General features: G+C 38.2%; 15 protein-coding genes. 5 read left to right on the forward strand and 10 right to left on the reverse strand.

What is annotated here, in order from left to right; genetic code table 11:
* Window positions 1–51: 51 nt before the first annotated feature.
* Both PMI13_RS06935 and PMI13_RS06940 read right to left on the reverse strand, forming a co-directional pair.
* On the reverse strand, window positions 52–1,350 hold the full coding sequence (locus PMI13_RS06935) for an APC family permease (RefSeq protein WP_007842117.1): 1,299 nt from the start codon (window positions 1,348–1,350) through the stop codon (window positions 52–54).
* 86 nt (window positions 1,351–1,436) lie between these two features.
* Window positions 1,437–4,277, reverse strand: a complete 2,841-nt coding sequence (locus PMI13_RS06940) for an alpha-amylase family glycosyl hydrolase (RefSeq protein WP_007842119.1) — start codon at window positions 4,275–4,277, stop codon at window positions 1,437–1,439.
* Between the two features lie 253 nt (window positions 4,278–4,530).
* Here PMI13_RS06940 and PMI13_RS06945 point away from each other — a divergent pair, with 253 nt between their 5' ends.
* Entirely contained in the window at window positions 4,531–5,538 is a 1,008-nt protein-coding gene (locus PMI13_RS06945) for an alpha/beta fold hydrolase (RefSeq protein WP_007842123.1), read from the forward strand.
* A 61-nt stretch (window positions 5,539–5,599) separates the two neighbouring features.
* The gene (locus tag PMI13_RS06950) at window positions 5,600–6,031 is read left to right on the forward strand and encodes an organic hydroperoxide resistance protein (protein ID WP_007842124.1); all 432 of its coding nucleotides are present in this window, start codon (window positions 5,600–5,602) and stop codon (window positions 6,029–6,031) included.
* 136 nt (window positions 6,032–6,167) lie between these two features.
* Here the strand turns inward: PMI13_RS06950 and PMI13_RS06955 are convergent, their stop codons facing one another.
* A complete protein-coding gene (locus PMI13_RS06955; RefSeq protein ID WP_007842125.1) occupies window positions 6,168–8,240 on the reverse strand; it encodes a T9SS type A sorting domain-containing protein in 2,073 nt (690 codons plus the stop codon).
* A 150-nt stretch (window positions 8,241–8,390) separates the two neighbouring features.
* Between PMI13_RS06955 and PMI13_RS06960 the strand changes: the two genes are divergently transcribed.
* On the forward strand, window positions 8,391–9,260 hold the full coding sequence (locus tag PMI13_RS06960) for a helix-turn-helix transcriptional regulator (protein ID WP_007842126.1): 870 nt from the start codon (window positions 8,391–8,393) through the stop codon (window positions 9,258–9,260).
* 95 nt (window positions 9,261–9,355) lie between these two features.
* Here the strand turns inward: PMI13_RS06960 and PMI13_RS06965 are convergent, their stop codons facing one another.
* Window positions 9,356–9,634 carry a hypothetical protein gene (locus PMI13_RS06965; RefSeq protein WP_007842127.1) on the reverse strand — a complete coding sequence of 93 codons (279 nt, stop codon included), beginning with the start codon at window positions 9,632–9,634 and terminating at the stop codon, window positions 9,356–9,358.
* 95 nt (window positions 9,635–9,729) lie between these two features.
* A complete protein-coding gene (locus tag PMI13_RS06970) occupies window positions 9,730–11,337 on the reverse strand; it encodes a fumarate hydratase (RefSeq protein WP_007842128.1) in 1,608 nt (535 codons plus the stop codon).
* Between the two features lie 148 nt (window positions 11,338–11,485).
* On the opposite strand from PMI13_RS06970, the gene fumC reads away from it, so the two are divergent.
* Together fumC and PMI13_RS20870 are read left to right on the forward strand one after the other, a co-directional pair.
* The gene (gene fumC, locus PMI13_RS06975; protein WP_034669985.1) at window positions 11,486–12,880 is read left to right on the forward strand and encodes a class II fumarate hydratase; all 1,395 of its coding nucleotides are present in this window, start codon (window positions 11,486–11,488) and stop codon (window positions 12,878–12,880) included.
* A gap of 143 nt (window positions 12,881–13,023) precedes the next feature.
* On the forward strand, window positions 13,024–13,215 hold the full coding sequence (locus tag PMI13_RS20870) for a bacteriocin-like protein (RefSeq protein ID WP_007842130.1): 192 nt from the start codon (window positions 13,024–13,026) through the stop codon (window positions 13,213–13,215).
* Window positions 13,216–13,308: 93 nt separating this feature from the next.
* Here the strand turns inward: PMI13_RS20870 and PMI13_RS06980 are convergent, their stop codons facing one another.
* The 5 genes from PMI13_RS06980 to PMI13_RS07000 all read right to left on the reverse strand — a co-directional run bounded on the left by PMI13_RS06980 (window position 13,309) and on the right by PMI13_RS07000 (window position 17,342).
* Window positions 13,309–14,349 (reverse strand): outer membrane beta-barrel protein, encoded by a 1,041-nt coding sequence (locus PMI13_RS06980; protein ID WP_007842132.1) that lies wholly within the window; start codon window positions 14,347–14,349, stop codon window positions 13,309–13,311.
* Window positions 14,350–14,384: 35 nt separating this feature from the next.
* Entirely contained in the window at window positions 14,385–15,002 is a 618-nt protein-coding gene (locus PMI13_RS06985) for a hypothetical protein (RefSeq protein ID WP_007842134.1), read from the reverse strand.
* Window positions 14,983–15,549 carry an RNA polymerase sigma factor gene (locus PMI13_RS06990; protein ID WP_007842135.1) on the reverse strand — a complete coding sequence of 189 codons (567 nt, stop codon included), beginning with the start codon at window positions 15,547–15,549 and terminating at the stop codon, window positions 14,983–14,985. Before PMI13_RS06990 ends, PMI13_RS06985 begins: the two co-directional genes overlap by 20 nt.
* Before the next feature lie 123 nt (window positions 15,550–15,672).
* Complete coding sequence (locus tag PMI13_RS06995) at window positions 15,673–16,608, reverse strand: Dyp-type peroxidase (RefSeq protein WP_007842136.1); 936 nt, start codon at window positions 16,606–16,608, stop codon at window positions 15,673–15,675.
* 20 nt (window positions 16,609–16,628) lie between these two features.
* Window positions 16,629–17,342, reverse strand: a complete 714-nt coding sequence (locus PMI13_RS07000) for an ABC transporter ATP-binding protein (RefSeq protein ID WP_007842137.1) — start codon at window positions 17,340–17,342, stop codon at window positions 16,629–16,631.
* Between the last annotated feature and the right edge of the window lie 4 nt (window positions 17,343–17,346).

Here is a 17,346-nt window from a genome sequence, read left to right on the forward strand (position 1 = left end):
GAAATTTTGTGGCTGCAAAGATATGAATTATTAATTCAATTTAAAACTCCTTTAGTTTTCTGATTTAGAAAGTCTTTGGTCTGATAAATATAAAACAATCCCTAAAGCTACAATTCCCAATCCTATGAGACTTTCTTTAGGATTATGAATAAAAGTAAAATACAATATATAAATACTGAATAGCAGGAAAACCGTCGGGAAAATATAGAATAAATCAGACTTAAAAATTTTCCTCTGGTCTTTTTTAAGAAAGAAAACCGTAGAAACAGACAGGCTTGCAAATAGCTGAAGAATAAACGCTGTGTACACAAAGATCTCCTTAAAACTTCCTGTCAGAATAATCAGTGTCGCAATCACTGCATGGGCAAAAATAGCCCGTACAGGAATTCCTTTTTCGTTATTGACTGACAATGATTTCCAGAAACGGGTTTCCTTAGCAAAAGCCTGTGTAAGCCTTGAGCCTACCCATAAATACCCGCTGATAGTGGCTATCAACTGTAATGCTATAAAAACATTTACGATTTTCCCGAAGGTATGTCCGAGCATATTATTGGCTGCTTCTCCCATTACATCTTCTTTTCCTGCAAGCTGATCTACGGGAGCATGCTTCAGCATAATAAAATTGACCAGAATATAGGAAACCGTAACAAATAAAGTTCCTGCAATCAGTGCTTTGGGAAGATTTATCTGTACGTCTTTAATCTCTCCCGCGATATAGGATGCAGAATTCCAGCCGGTGTAAGAATAGGTTACAAAGACCAAAGATGTTGCAAATGCGGGAAGCATAACTTCATCTTTCCAGCTACCGGTGAAGCTAAGGCTGTTGCCTGCCTCAGGTTCCGACAGTACCACTCCCACAATGATCAGGATAATGATAAAGGCAATTTTTATCAATGTAAAAAAATTATGAAACCTTCCTGAAGCTTTTAAACTAAATGATAAGGACAGAGCCACTAAAAAGATGGCTGCTATTGCAAAACCGTTTCCAAAAGTAAAATCAAACGCAGAAAGGTATTTTGACATGGCCAGGGCTGCCAAGGCCACCGGTGAGGAAAATCCTATGATTAAAGAAATCCAGCTTACCAGATAGCCCAACAGAGGATGATAGGTTTCTTTTAAATAGATAAAATCGCCACCGTTTCCTTTAAAGTGAGAGCCCAGTTCGGCATAACAAAACGCACCTGATAAAGCCAGAATCCCGCCAATGACCCAAAGCAGTAAAATGCTGTAGGTATTGGTAATATCTGTCAACTGAAACCCGAGTGTAGTAAATATCCCGGTTCCAATCATATTTGAAACGACGATAGCTACTGCAGTTTTCCAGCCGATATGATGTGAGGCAGTGTTCATTTATATATTTAAAATAATTTTTCCAAAGATAAAGCCTGAAATAAAAAAGAGACCATTTTCAGATCTCTTTTTTATTTTTTCTGTAATTATTTAATGATCATCTTCTGGATCGCAATCCCTGTTTCAGATTTCAGATGAACCAGATATGTTCCCGCCGGATAGCCTGCTTTCAATTCATAAGTCCCGTCTTCATTGTTCAGCCTGAATGAATCCATTTTCTTACCACTTATGTCATAGATCACAATTTCTCCGTTTTTCACTTTATGGTAGATCAGTTTTGCCACATCATTCTTCACCGGGTTATCTGCAATTTGAAGAGATAATCTGCCCGGTGAATTTTCATCGACAGCAGATAAACTTCCTGTATAGTTTCCAAAAATCCTGAATTCTCCTGGCTGAAGTGTAATCGGAGCTGTTGTGGAAGTAATGTTTGAAACGGTATTATCCATCAGGTTTTCCCATTGCCCAATATATGGAAAATATGGAACAACACTTTTAGCTGAAGTATTGTAGTTGGCTAAAACAACAACATTTTTCACCCCGGTAGTGATTGTATTGTCATAAACATAAATCCTTGTGATTAATCCGTCCGGATCATTGGCAAGATTATTTGACTCTACCGTATATGTTTTGGATTTGAATACCGGATATGTATTTCTGATGCTTATAATTTTAGCCCAGGTATCATATACTGCCTTTCTGTTTAAATTACCATCATACCCGAGTGTAAAAGCAACCGGCTTTTCATCTGTACGGCAACCGCTGTTGATAGAGCCGTCTGCGCATCTGTTGATGCTGAATTCATATCCCAGCTCTCCAAACTGCCAGATCATTTTAGGCCCGGGAATCGTGAAGAATGTTGCTCCGAAAGTTTTCATTCTGTTTAAAGCTGTATTCAGGTCTTTTACACTGTAAGATCCGTTTATGGCACCGTATTCAAGGTTTTTAAACATTAACCTTTCTTCATCATGGCTTTCTCCGTAGCCTACAGCATGCATATTGGTAAAGCCGTGAAGCTCATGATCCATCCTGTCATAATTACTGTTTTCCTTATAGCCCATTGTATTTTGGTTATAGGGCTCCGTTTGCTTATTCCAGAGCATAACTCCTTTTCCTTCTGCAATTCTGTAATTTGCCCATTGCTGTTCTTCAGCATCAGTTCCCAGATGCTCAAAAATCATATATGAATTGGGATCAATTCCCCATTGCTTGTCTGCATAATATTTCAGGATATCTACCCTGTCCTGCTGATAAGCATTGGTACAGTTTTCGTCGTTTTCAGAGCAGCTTTGAGTAAAGCCTTTTGTTAAGTCCCAACGGAACCCATCAATTTTATATTCTGTAAGCCATTGCTGCAATGTTCTTTCGACATAATATTTAGTTGAAGGACTTGTATGGTTAAAATCATTGAAAACATTATAGGAGTGTTTCGGAACCTGGTTGAAATACGGGTTATTGGCTGCAACACTTCCATATCCGTCACCATCGGGATCAACATTCCAGAGTCTTACCAGTGGAGATCTTCCTGTAGCATGATTGAAGGCAACATCCAGAATAACAGCTATTCCGTTCTGATGACAGAGATCTACAAATTCTTTAAATTTTTCCGGAGTTCCATACGCTTTATCCAATGCATAATGGAAAGATGTATTGTAGCCCCATGAAAGGTTTCCTTCAAATTCCATGACCGGAAGAAGTTCAACAGCATTGATATTTAAATTCTTTAAATAAGTAATTTTATTAATCAGTGACTGCCAGTTTTTTTCCTGTGTAAAGTCTCTTAACAGTAATTCATAGACTACAAGATTTTCTTTATCCGTTCTCTGGAAATTGGTTACCTGCCAGTTATAAGGAGTCTGACCTGTTTTAAACATTGAGACTTCGAAATCCTGTCCGGCCGGAAAAACAGGCAGATCCGGATAGGTAGAAGCTGATATCCACTGGTCATCATATGAAGATAAAATCTGTGGCGAAAAAGGATCTGCCACTTTTCTCAGATCATTCGTTCTGTATTGGAAAGTGTATAATTGTGACGGAGTGAGACCATTCAATTCAATCCAGTAAAGGTCCGGATTTGTAGTGTCTCTTTTCATCAGATATGTATCATTCACCGTCCAGTTATTAAAGCTTCCGATCACATGAACGAAATCTTTAAAAGGTGCATATAAAGCTAACCCTACCTTTGTATTATCTGTAGGGCTATAATTGATTCCTTGTCTGATCCAATTGGGAATCGGTTCGGAAATGACATTCCTTGGGATCTGCAGGATAAATTTTGCATTCTTTGAGCTTGAGTTGACATCTGTTGCAATCAGCTCCATATTGGCATCAGCCGTTACAGTATAGCTATATGAATACGAAGTGGAAGGAGTAGAAGTAGTATTCACAACCGCTCCGTTCGCTTTTAACTGGAATGTAGCGTTTACATTGGTTGTTGCAGTAACGTTAATGGAACTTCCAGAAGGTACAGAGGTAAGGCTATTGGCCAACGGATTCGTTAAATTTAAGCTGAGCACGCCCACATTCACGAAAATATCCGGTGATGTCTGGTGGCTTCCTGTTTTATCTTTTAATAAAAATCCGAACCGCCCTATTCCTGTTCTGCTGAAAAATGCCGTTGGCGTAAAAGTCAGCGAATAGGAATCTGTTGTGGAATTATATGTAAGTTTATTCAGCTCATTGGAATTGTTCCAGCTTCCGTTGGCAGGACAATCCTGGCTGTTATTATAGTTGGTATCAAAAGACCATGACCAGATGTAAATGGCATTATTCGCAACTCCCCATGCAGATTCATCAATCTGATTTCCGGGTACAGTCAGTGTAATCTGATCCGTCTCGTTAAACGGGCTGGGTGTAATGGTATAGTTGATCTGTCCGAAAATACAGACAGCAATAAACAACAATATACCGGAATAAAATTTCTTCATAAAAATTGCTTTTTTCAAGGTAATACTCTACGAAAGTAATTTATTTTTTGAGAAATTTTAATTTTTTAACAAAAAAAGGTTCACATTAATCTGTTAAAAAACTATGCATTAAAGAATAAAACGATCTCTTGTATTTTTTAAGTCTGTGCTTTGTCTGGTTCAGAATTAAGTTTGTCCGGTTGACCTTGTTTCTGATGGTTTTGAATGGAAGGTCTTCCTACTTTTGGGGTATAAATTTTAAAATGTTACCGCCATGTATCAGAATTCAACAACCCAAGACCTTCGCTCTATCAGAAAATACCTGATCAGCAGCATCCTGATTTTAATTTTTAGTATGGGATTAAACGCCCAGCAAACGAAAAGTTCATTAGGAACTTTAAAACAGATTGACGCAGGTGTGCTGAACATCGGTTATACAGAAGCCGGATCTCCTACTGGTACACCTGTCATTTTACTTCACGGATGGCCTTATGATATTCACAGTTATGAAAATGTTGTCCCATTATTAACGGCAAAAGGTTACAGAGTGATCACCCCTTATTTAAGAGGTTTCGGAACAACCCGTTTTATTTCTGACAAAACCATAAGAAACGGACAGCAATCAGCCGTTGCCCTTGATATTATAGCATTGATGGATGCTCTAAAAATTGATAAGGCAATCATCGGTGGATTTGACTGGGGAGCACGAACTGCGGATGTAATAGCAGTACTTTGGCCGGAGCGTGTGAAAAGGCTGGTTTCGGTAAGCGGTTATTTAATTACCAATCTTGAAGCCAATAAAAAACCTTTACCTCCTGCTGCAGAATCAGGTTGGTGGTATCAGTATTATTTTTCAACAGCCCGTGGTGAAAAGGGATATAATGACAACAGATATGAATTCAATAAGCTGATCTGGAAAACAGCTTCCCCATTATGGAATTTCCATCAGGCAACTTATGATCAGACCGCACAATCTTTCAATAATCCTGATCACGTTGCCATTGTCATCCACAATTACCGTTGGAGACTATCTTTAGCAAAAGGGGAAACAAAATATGACGAACTGGAAAAAAAGCTTTCAACAAGACCGGTAATTACCGTTCCCACGATTACAATAAGCAGTGATTTTGATGGTGCTGCAATCGATGGAAAAGCTTATGCTAATCAATTTACAGGAAAGTATTCTCATAAAATTCTACACGGAATCGGACATAATGTGCCTCAGGAAGATCCGAAATCATTTGCTGATGCCATTATTGAAGTTGACGGATATTCAAAATAATTTCGCAGGCATTTATTATAACCAATTTAAGTTAATTAATAACAATCTAAATTTTTTAACAATGGAAAATAATCAAAACTTACAGACAGAAAAAGTATTATATACCGGAAAAACTTATACAACAGGCGGCCGTGACGGGTTTTCGAAAAGCTCTGACGGCAACCTTCAGGTAAAATTTTCAACTCCGGGAGGAACAGAACCGGGAACGAATCCTGAACAGCTTTTTGCAGCCGGCTGGTCAGCATGCTTTATCGGTGCTTTGGGAATTACTGCAAGAAAAAGAAAAATAAGGCTCTCCCCTGAAACAGCGGTAGATGCAGAAGTGGATCTTTGTATAAATGATGATGCCTATTTTTTACAGGCCCGTCTTTGGGTAAACCTTCCGGGAATTGATCATGAAACGGCAAAGCTACTTATTGAAGAAGCGCACCAAACCTGTCCTTATTCTAAAGCGACAAGAGGAAATATCAATGTGGAAATCAATATCATCTGATCTTTTTCAACGTTATATTATTAAAAGTGCCCCGGCGCTGGACTTTGTCCAGCGCCGGGGCTATGTAATTTAAAATGAACTCATATTAAAACAAAAGGCTTTGAAAATCTTTTGTCAGCATCAAATCAGGTGGAAATTAGTTTTTAACCACTTTTTTAACAACGGTCTGTCCGTTCTTTAGTTTTAGCTCTGCTATATAAATTCCGTTTGGTAGCCCCTGCATATTCATCTGATTCCCGGAAAACTGAACTTTAATCTTTTGTCCTGCCCCATTGACGATATTTACACTTTCTATTGCAGAATCTGTTTTGATATTTAAAATTCCGTTGGTAGGGTTCGGATATATTCCGACAGTATTCAATTGAACATTTGAAGTGCTTAATCCTGTAAAATCTTTAATACATCTCACAGATTCGCCCTGTCCTCTTGGTCCTCCTGAACCTGGATTCGCAATGGTAGTTCCGATATAAAAATATTTTCCGCCGGATGATGATGTTGTTGAACTCCAGTAATAGCCTCTTTCCCCTACAAAAGTAAATCCTCCTGTATTTGAGCTTCTATATCCTGCAGCCGGTAATTTCAAATGACTGCTATAAGCTGTAGCCGGATTGCTGATGTTTTCGGCTGCAGACAAGCCTTCCCAATCAGTTTGGTCAGGCATTTTCCAGCCTTGTCCTACTGCTTTACAAGGATCTGCCCCGTTGGTAGACGTCGCTGCTGCAGCGCTACCCGCTTCCCACAGGTCAGTTAATGAATTAGGAGACCACCATGCAGGTGAACTTCCGATGATATAGGATGTAATTCCAGCTAATCCATCAGGAGAATTCGTTGCCGGCAGCCCTGTAGTTGGCGAAGTTCTTGTCTGGTGTCCGTCATCCCATCTTCCCCACTGGAAAAGGTCTCCATAAGAATCCTGATCATTCACCGCTGTCGCCACCTGAGAGCTTCCTAAATTCTGCTGAAGCCATATTTTTCCGTCTGCTCCTCTCACCGTCGTGTAAGAAACGGCTTGCCCTTTGTAAACAAAGCTTACACAGCCAATATCTCCGGGATTGTTTCCGGGATCTGTATTGTTGCATATCTGGGAGGTTCCCGCAATTGAAATTCTTTTAACCCTTGTTCCGTTCTGTGAATAGGCTAAAACAAGGTAATGATTCGTTTTATCGATCGCCAGATCATTATAGGTAGCTTCACCATCGGAAATAAAGTCTCCGCCAAAACTTACCCACGTCTGATTTGAAGGATCTAATCTGTACACTGTATTTCTCCGGAAATTATCATTCTCAAAACGACTTGCCACTACATAAGGCTCACCCGTAGCTGTTACAGCAATAGCAACTTCCTGAACTACTCCCGGGGAAAAATTGGCATTTCCAACCTGTATCCAGGAAGTTCCGTCGAATTTTTTAACATTTAATTTCTTCCCATTTGCTGTGTTCGAAACATAAGAAACATATAAATTATTATTGGCATCAATCGCAATATCGGAAGTATACTGCTCTCCCGAAGAAGATGCATCTACAATACTTCCCCCAACCAGGGTCCAGTTGTCTGTATTTGCTGCTGTAGTAGAATTTTCATATACTTTTACTCCGCCTGCCACATTGCAGGTATATACTTTATTATTGGTTCCGATAACCATTTCAGCAAATGCAGCACCACCGGAAAACCCTGCATTTCCTACCTGCTCCCAAGCTCCGTTGACATATCTTTTTACCGTTCCCGAATCATAAGAACCATAAGTGAATAATACATTAGCCGGAGAAACGGCAGAGGCCTGGTAATTTACCGAAGTATCCGTAACATTCGGTAATTGTGCCCAGCCGGTTCCTGTAAACTGACGAACTTCCATTCCTGATCCCGGATAACCGATCTGATTGGTATAATAGATATTTCCTGCATTATCTAGTGATAATGAATTGAACAGGGCGGTGCTGTTTGTAATTCCTGTACCACCTCCTACATAAGACCAGCTGTTTCCATCAAATTTCTGAACAGAACCTTTCGCTACAGATACATCATAATAAGAAAGAAAATAATTCCCTGCATTATCCACAATTAAATTATTATTACTGCTTCCTCCTGCTGAAACCGTTTGCACTCCTCCTACATCTTCCCATTGCTGGGCATATGTATAACTTCCTGCGACGCAGAGCAACCCAAGTCCAACTCCAATATTGCGCATCACAAAATGTAAATTTTTGAACATAATCAATATTATTTTTATTTATTCTAAATTTAATTTATTTTTGTGCAAAATTAGCAGTCTCATTTAATCAGAAGTTATCATTTCCAAACTTTTTGTTATCTGATATCCCGCTTTTATTTCAAATTGTACCATGACAGTAAAAAATGTTGCATGAAGAATCAATACAATAAAGGGGCATTATTCTCATCGGAAGACATCACCATAACTATGCAGGGGGATCTTGCATCCAGGAAGCTTTCAAGAGCGGGCATCATTGAGAGCCGGTCAAGTTTTAACCTTCTTTTCCTCTTAAGTCCGAATATTCATCTGGAAGCCCAGGATTGCAGTACTAAGCTTCAGTTTAAAAAGAACCAATACATTCTTCATTATTCTTCAGAAGAAACCCAGGCAGAGCTCTGGACCGAAAATCAGGAAATTTTAAAATACCTTCAGATCCGGCTTGATTATCATTTTATCACTCATTTAATCCATCCTGAATCTAATCCGGAAAGTGCAGAAATCCTGGAAAATATGATCACTAACAATTTTATTTTCCTGCATAAAGAAACTCCGCCCTATATGACGGTAGAAATGCATATGATCTTAAAGGAGATTTTAAGCTATTCCAAAAAAGGAGTCTTACAAAAATTATTTATTGAAGCTAAAATCATCAAACTGCTGATTTTAATTTTCGAGCAGTTCAGTGAGAAAAATACAATTGAAAATACACCAAAAAACCCAACAATTATTAAAAAGTATATTGACGAAAATTATCACAAACCTATCACGGTTGAAAAAATAGCAAAAGTAATAGGCATCAATCAGAATACTATCAGAAAAGAGTTTAAAGCTCAATACCATACCACTATTTCGAGTTATATTTCTGACCTGAGAATGCTCAAAGCTAAAAAACTCATTATCAAAAAGGATATTCTGATTAAAGAAATTGCTATTGAATGCGGCTACGATTATGTACAGAACTTTACCAGGGCATTCAAGAAAAAATTCGGGGTCTCACCGGAGAAACTGAGGATTGAATAAAAACAAAAACCACTTAACGAGTAAGTGGTTTATATATGTTGTTTTGCTTTGATATTACTTTTTCAGAATTCAGGTGAAAAAGCAATGACAATCAATTAATGATGTCCGTGACTATCGTGTAAGAAAGGCCCGTGTCCTTTAGGCTGGTTGAAGATCACTTCTACACCTTCCTGCTCATAAATATTTTTTCTTCTGATATCTTCCGGATCGAAAGGTTTTACTTTTCCGAAATATTCCATCAAACCTTCAGTCAACCACATTGGGATCACTAAACCGAAGAACATGAAGATACACCAGAACCCTACTAAGAACATTGTGAAAAAATAGATCGTCCAAAGGAACTGATAAAACGGCCAAAATGCTGATAACATCATCTTTCTTATAGATTTTAGGCAAAAATAAAACTTTTTTCCTTTTTACACAAAAGATACGCGTCCTATTTTTATAATTTATTTTTATTTTAAACTAATTAATGCGCAAGGTCTGCAAAGAAATCATTCCCTTTATCATCGGTAATAATGAATGCCGGGAAGTCTTTTACTTCGATTTTTCTTACTGCTTCCATTCCTAACTCAGGGAAATCTACAACCTCAACGGATAGAATATTATCTTTTGCCAGGATTGCGGCAGGCCCACCGATTGATCCTAGATAGAAACCACCGTATTTATGGCAGGCATTGGTCACATCTTTGGTTCTGTTTCCTTTTGCCAGCATAATCATACTTCCGCCATGGCTTTGGAATTCGTCTACATACACATCCATCCTTCCTGCCGTTGTAGGCCCGAAGCTACCCGATGCCATACCTTCCGGAGTTTTTGCAGGACCGGCATAATAGATCGGATGATTTTTAAAATACTCAGGCATTGGTTGTCCGCTATCCAGAAGCTCTTTGATCTTTGCATGGGCAATATCTCTTGCTACAATCAGGGTTCCGTTTAGTTTCAGTCTTGTTTTAATCGGATATTTTGAAAGCTCGGCAAGAATTTCAGGCATCGGCTTATTCAGATTGATTTCTACAGCTTCCTCTAAATGCGGCGGCGTTGCAGGTAAAAATTTTTGTGGGTTTTCTTCCAGTTGCTCAAGAAAAATTCCTTCTTTCGTTATTTTTCCTTTGATATTTCTGTCTGCAGAGCATGAAACACCCATCCCAACCGGACAAGAAGCTGCATGGCGGGGAAGTCTGATCACTCTTACATCATGGGTTAAATATTTTCCTCCGAACTGCGCACCAATCGCACTTTCCTGGCATATCTTCTGAACTCTGGCTTCCCATTCAAGATCCCTGAAAGCTTGTCCCCCTTCATTTCCTTCTGTCGGAAGGTTGTCATAATATTTTGCAGAAGCCTTTTTTACAGCAGCCAGATTCGCTTCAGCAGAAGTTCCACCGATTACCAACGCCAGGTGATATGGTGGGCAGGCAGCCGTTCCAAGGTCCGAAATTTTCTCTTTGATAAATTCTTCAAGAGACTTTTCGTTTAATAAAGATTTTGTCTTCTGGTAAAGGAAAGTTTTGTTGGCAGAACCTCCTCCTTTCGTTAAAAATAAAAATTCGTAAGAATCTCCTTTTTTAGCATACAGATCAATCTGTGCAGGAAGGTTTGACCCGGAATTTTTTTCATCAAACATCGTCAAAGGAACCACTTGAGAATATCTGAGATTCCTTTTCTGATAAGTATTGTAAATCCCTTTGCTTAAATATTCACCGTCATCAACTCCGGTATATACATTTTCTCCTTTTTTACCCATCACAATTGCAGTTCCTGTATCCTGACATGAAGGAAGTGCTCCTTCTGCGGCAACCGCTGCATTCTGCAATAAATTATAAGCTACGAATCTGTCATTATCTGTCGCTTCAGGATCGTCAATAATTCTTTTAAGACTTTCTAAGTGAGAAGAACGGAGCATAAAAGAAACGTCTGCCATTGCTTCTTCAGCCAACAACTCAAGCCCTTTCGGGTCTACTGTTAAGATTTCCCTTTCTCCTAGTTTTTCAACTTTTACATAGTCTGATGTAAGCTTTTTATACACCGTATCATCCTTCTGAACCGGATACGGATCCTGATATCTAAATTCCATTCAAATTTTTCTTTGTGCAAAAATAAGGCTTACGTAAAAAAACATGAGTAAAATCAGTCATTTAGATTGATATTTATAATGATTATAAATTGTGAGAGTTTTCATTATTAAGTAACTTTATAAGCCATAAATGAAAATTTCAATCACAATGAATTACAGAATAGAAAAAGACACCATGGGCGAGGTTCAGGTACCTGCTGACAAATTCTGGGGTGCACAGACTGAGCGTTCAAGAAATAATTTTAAAATCGGTCCTGAAGGTTCAATGCCCCATGAAATTATAGAAGCTTTTGCTTTTCTGAAAAAAGCTGCAGCTTTTGCCAACACAGATCTGGGAGTTCTTCCTGCAGTGAAGAGAGATATGATTGCTAGAGTCTGTGATGAGATCCTTGAGGGAAAATTAAATGATCAGTTTCCTTTAGTGATCTGGCAGACAGGCTCGGGAACCCAGTCAAATATGAATATGAATGAAGTGGTTTCAAACAGGGCTCATGTAAATAACGGTGGAACTTTAGGAGACAAGTCTGAAATTCATCCGAACGATGATGTGAATAAATCTCAGTCGTCTAATGATACCTATCCGACTGCCATGCATATTGCAGCCTATAAAAAAGTAGTGGAAGCAACGATTCCTGCTGTCGAAAAACTAAAAGGAACATTAGCCGAAAAATCAAATGCATTCAAAGATATCGTCAAAATCGGAAGAACTCATTTAATGGATGCCACTCCCCTGACTTTAGGGCAGGAATTTTCAGGATATGCAGCTCAGCTGGAGTTCGGATTAAGAGCTTTAAAAAATACTCTTCCCCACCTTTCTGAGCTCGCTTTGGGCGGAACTGCAGTAGGAACCGGACTGAATACTCCGCAAGGGTATGATGTGAAAGTTGCGGAATACATTGCCAAATTTACAAACCTTCCTTTTGTCACTGCTGAAAATAAGTTTGAAGCGCTGGCAGCTCATGATGCCATCGTGGAATCTCACGGAGCGTTAAAACAACTGGCCGTTTCATTATTTAAAATTGCCCAGGACATCAGATTATTGGCTTCAGGGCCCCGTTCCGGAATCGGAGAAATTCATATTCCTGAAAACGAACCGGGATCTTCTATTATGCCAGGGAAAGTGAATCCTACCCAAAATGAAGCAATGACCATGGTATGTGCCCAGGTTTTAGGAAATGATACGACAATTTCTTTTGCAGGAACCCAGGGAAATTATGAACTGAATGTCTTCAAGCCGGTGATGGCCTATAATTTCTTACAATCTGCCCAGTTAATTGCAGATGCCTGTATTTCATTCGATGATCACTGTGCGGTAGGAATTGAGCCTAATCATGAGAGAATTAAAGAGCTGGTTGACAAATCTTTAATGCTGGTAACTGCTTTAAATACACATATCGGTTACGAAAATGCTGCTAAAATTGCTAAAACAGCCCATAAAAACGGTACAACTCTGAAAGAAGAAGCTGTAAACCTTGGACTTTTAACTGCTGAACAGTTCGATGAGTGGGTAAAACCGGAAGATATGGTAGGAAGTTTAAAATAGAATGATTTTTTATAATAGATTAAATGTTAGAAAGTCTCAGAAATTCTGAGGCTTTTTATTTTATTTAAATCATTGAATTACAATTTTCTAATTAAAACTATTTTTCATACCTTAGTGATTAATTAAAATTAAAACAAAATACTATGAAAAATCTAAAGAAAATCAACAGAGAAAATTTAAAGCAGGTATTGGGAGGTCACACTTGTCCTGCAAATACCTATCACATTACTTATAATGGTTATCATGCATGTTGCCTGCAAATTCCAAGCGGGAATCCGTGTACTTCAACAAAATGCCTGGTTCCTATAGAAATGTGTGATCCTGATCTTAATTAAATTCCTAAATGAATAGTTGATCCATCACAAAACAAAAGGCCGGAAAGTATTCCCGGCCTTTTATACAATTTATATATAAAGGCTACATGTTTTTTACCACCAAAGCCCAACCCCGAAAACTAAAGCTTTATCATTTTCGAAGTTTCCGTCTTTAAAGAAGTTTCCGAAATCTTTTTTCACAAAAATGCTGAAATCATTGTAAGAAACCGTGAGCTGGCCGCCATAAATAAAAGGGCTTACCTGATAATTCCCTCGTTCTCTCTGGCTGATTCCGTCACCTTTTATGATATTATTCGTTGACATTTTCACACCGCCATAAACATTAGCCCCTACTTTAAATCCTTTATTGTAATCCCTGTACTGAATATCCATTCCGGCATTCTTTATCCTGGAAAAATTATATTGTACCCCAAGAGGAACCATTATATATCCGGTTCTTAGCTTACTTTTGCTTAGATTTTTATCAAAATTGGCCAGATAAACATCTGCGTTGGCATCTTTTGCAATAAACATATTGTTATCAATATTCAGTGTTCTCCATGAAAAACCGATTCCGGAAATCAATCCCCAGGGGCTTGTTCTGCTGAACTGATAATTGAATTTAAAGCCAAACTCAAAGTTTCCCGCATACCCTAAATTTTTATCCAGGCTGTTATCTGCCTTACTGTTCGTAAGGTTCATGATTCCATATGAAATATATCCGTCAAGGCTTTTAGTGGGCCTGAATTTTTTAAGAAGTTTTTCCTTCAGCTCTTCATTGGAGGTCACATCAGAATTTAGAAGTGAATACCTTACCTGCTTTTGGATTACTGTGTCAAGATCGAATCCCAATTCCTCAATTCTCTGATCAATTTTTTCAGAAAAACGGTCAGCAACGATTGCTTTTTGTTTATCAAACTCGGCTTTATCCAGGTTTTTCGCCTGAAGGGTAAGCAATTCCGCTTCCATTAATTTTTTTTCTTCCTGGATAATGGCATCAATTTTACGGGCGTATTCATCCACTTTTTCCTTTACTATAGGGCTTACCTCAGTATCTTCTTTTGACTGCAGGTTCAGTCCCAATGATTTTCTTTGTGAATAAGCTGATGCAGATAAAAGGCACACCAATCCCAGCATGATAATTTTCTTGATCATATTATTTAATTTTTTATTGTTAAAAGCTTAATTATTTATTTTCCGTTCAGATCTATCGTTGCAACGTTGCTTTCTTTTGTTTTTTCAATAACATCTTTATGCTCTACTGAAAAAAGCAGTGTGGAAGGATCTACATATTTTTTCTTCTTTGCAGGAATCTTTGAAGAATCCGATTGAGCAATGATTTTCTCGGCAGGAATCTGAGAAATATCGTGACCAATCACCGATGCGGTTTCTTTTTTGGAAAGCTTCTCGGTTTGTTCTGTCAAAACTTTTTCACTGGAAACCTCATTTATAATTTTAGCCGGAGCTTTAATATTTTCCTGAATGATTTCTTGCTTTTGATTCGCATAAACAGGTTTGGATTCTTCATCTGAACTTTCCGGAATATCTTTTTGAGGAATTTTAATATGGGTTTCTGTCACTTTAGGTTCCTGAATAGTCTCTTTTTCAGAATTAAAAAACAAAACAAATCCTAAAGAAAGGGCAAGCACAATACATGCTGCCGTCAAAACCCAGCTTATACGGGATTTTGATTGGGTATTCTCCGTGTGCAATTCAATCTCAGACCAGAGATCTCTTGAAGGAGCAATCTCTCTTTCCTCGATCTGTTTTTTTATCTGATGTTCTAAATTATCTTTGAATGTGTTCATTTCTCATTGTTTTTTGTTGTTGAAGGTAAAGTACTCTCAGCTTCTCTTTTGCCCGAAACAGCTGGGTCTTACTCACCGAAGTTGAAATATGCAGGGCTTCGGAAATTTCCTGATGAGAATAGCCTTCCAAAACATACAGGTTGAAAACCATTCTGTACGCATCCGGAAGCTGGTCTAACAGTTCCTGGGCATTAAAATCAAAAACGGCTTCTTCTTCCTGAACCTCAACGATAAAAGCCGGATTGATGTCATCAATATAAAAAACGGTTTTATGGCTTTTTATAAAGTTGAGACATTCATTAACGACAATTCTTCTTGCCCAGCCTTCAAGATTTCCCTCGCCCCGGAAGCTTTCAATGTGTTTGAAGATTTTGCAGAAAGCTTTGATCACACAATCTTCTGCTTGGTACAAATCGCTGATATAGCTTTTCCCTACACTCAGAAATTTCTTAACGTTCTGCTCATAAAAAATTTTCTGAGCAACCGGATCCTGTTTTTTAAGACGGCTCAGCAAATCTTCTTTTTTATTTCCGAACAAAAGTTTCATTCTTAATCTGTTTCTATTGTAAAGACAACAAAAGTTTAAAAAGGTTACACAAAAAAAAAGATTTTTAAAAAAAAAGATAATTTATACTAAAAAAGACAGAGATATATTCTGCCTTTATATTTTTTATCCTGAAAATTCATCAAGCATATTCCGGGTAGGAACAAAGAAAAGAGTTCCCGTCATTGCCGTGCTGAAATCTAAAATACGGTCATAATTTCCGGGCGGATCGCCAATGAACATATTGGTCAGCATTTTTTTAACTGTTGTAAATGTGCTTGCGTAAGCGATAAAATAAGTTCCGAATTCATTTGTTGAAGGGTTCCCGAAAGGCATATTATCCCTCACAATTTTTAATTCTTCTCCGTTTTCCCCTTCAATATTAGCTAAGGCGATATGCGAATTGGAAGGTTTCACCTCATCAGACATTTCAATATCATTTTCTTTTGATCTTCCGATCACTTTTTCCTGCTCATCGGTTGAAAGCCCTTTCCATGCATCCATGTTGTGAAGGTATTTCTGAACAAAAAGATAGCTTCCGCCTTTATATTGCTTATCTTCGTCCCCGATCTTTGCAAAATAATCTCTATCGCTTCCATGAGGGTTTTCAGTACCATCTACAAATCCTAAAATAGAACGGGCATCCCAGTATTTAAATCCATGAACCTCTAAAATACTTTCGGCTACAGAACTTATCAGCTTTGAAATTTCAACGGCCATATCAAAAATCAGGCTTTGATTATCGGCTCTCAAATGAAAGTGCAAGTCTCCGGGGGTAGATACTGCTGTATGCTTTACTCCTTTGATCTCTTCAAATTCTGCCAGCTCTTTGGGTAATGGCTTTGGAAGCTCCAGCTTTTTCCATGCATCATATCCGATTCCCATCACACAGCTTACCCTGCTGTCCGGAAACCGGTTAAAAGCAGAATTATTAAGATTTAAAATCAAAGCACAAAGTTGCTGAAATATGGTTTTCAATTGAGGATCATCTTTAAATGTCCACACCATAAAAATGGTATTGGTATTCGGATAATCTGTAACGTTTTGAGATTCTATGCTCATGAATTCGTTTTTAACTTAATTTACTCCGCCAAAGACACCTGATCCGCAAAATACTGCTCCAGGTCTTTTAACGTTTCCGGGTTGGTCTGGATATCTTTAACCATCGTTCCTTTATTGACCACCACTATTCTGTTGCATACTTCTGTTGTATGGGAAAGGTCATGGCTTGAAATAAGAAATGTCACTCCATCCTGTTTTGATAATTCTTTGATTAAATTTTTCAGTTTAATCTGGGTTGACGGATCAAGATTGGCAAAAGGTTCATCAAGGATAATAATATCCGGATTTCCGATCATTGCTCCTACGATTCCCACTTTCTTCTGGTTTCCTTTTGACAGATCACGAACATACTTCCCTGCATTAAGGATTTCACCGTTAAACAAATCATGGAAAGGTTTCAGGAACTCATCTACAGATGCTTTATTCTGCCCTCTCAGCTCACCGATAAAATAGAAATATTCTTCCGGCGTAAGGTAGCCGATCAGAAATGTATCGTCTACAAAAGCGGAAACTTTGCTTTTCCAGGCTTCAGATTCGTTGACTTTAATCCCATCAATGCTTACATATCCTGTAGTAGCCTGAATCAGATCAAGCATGAGACTGAAAAGAGTGGTTTTTCCTGCACCATTATTTCCTACCAAACCGAAAGTTTCTCCTTTCGGTATTTCAAGGTTCTCGATATTAAGAACTGTAGCTGTTCCATATGTTTTGGATAAATTATGTATCGTAATCATTGTA

The organism is Chryseobacterium populi, from assembly GCF_000282115.1.
In the GTDB taxonomy this organism is placed as follows: domain Bacteria; phylum Bacteroidota; class Bacteroidia; order Flavobacteriales; family Weeksellaceae; genus Chryseobacterium; species Chryseobacterium populi.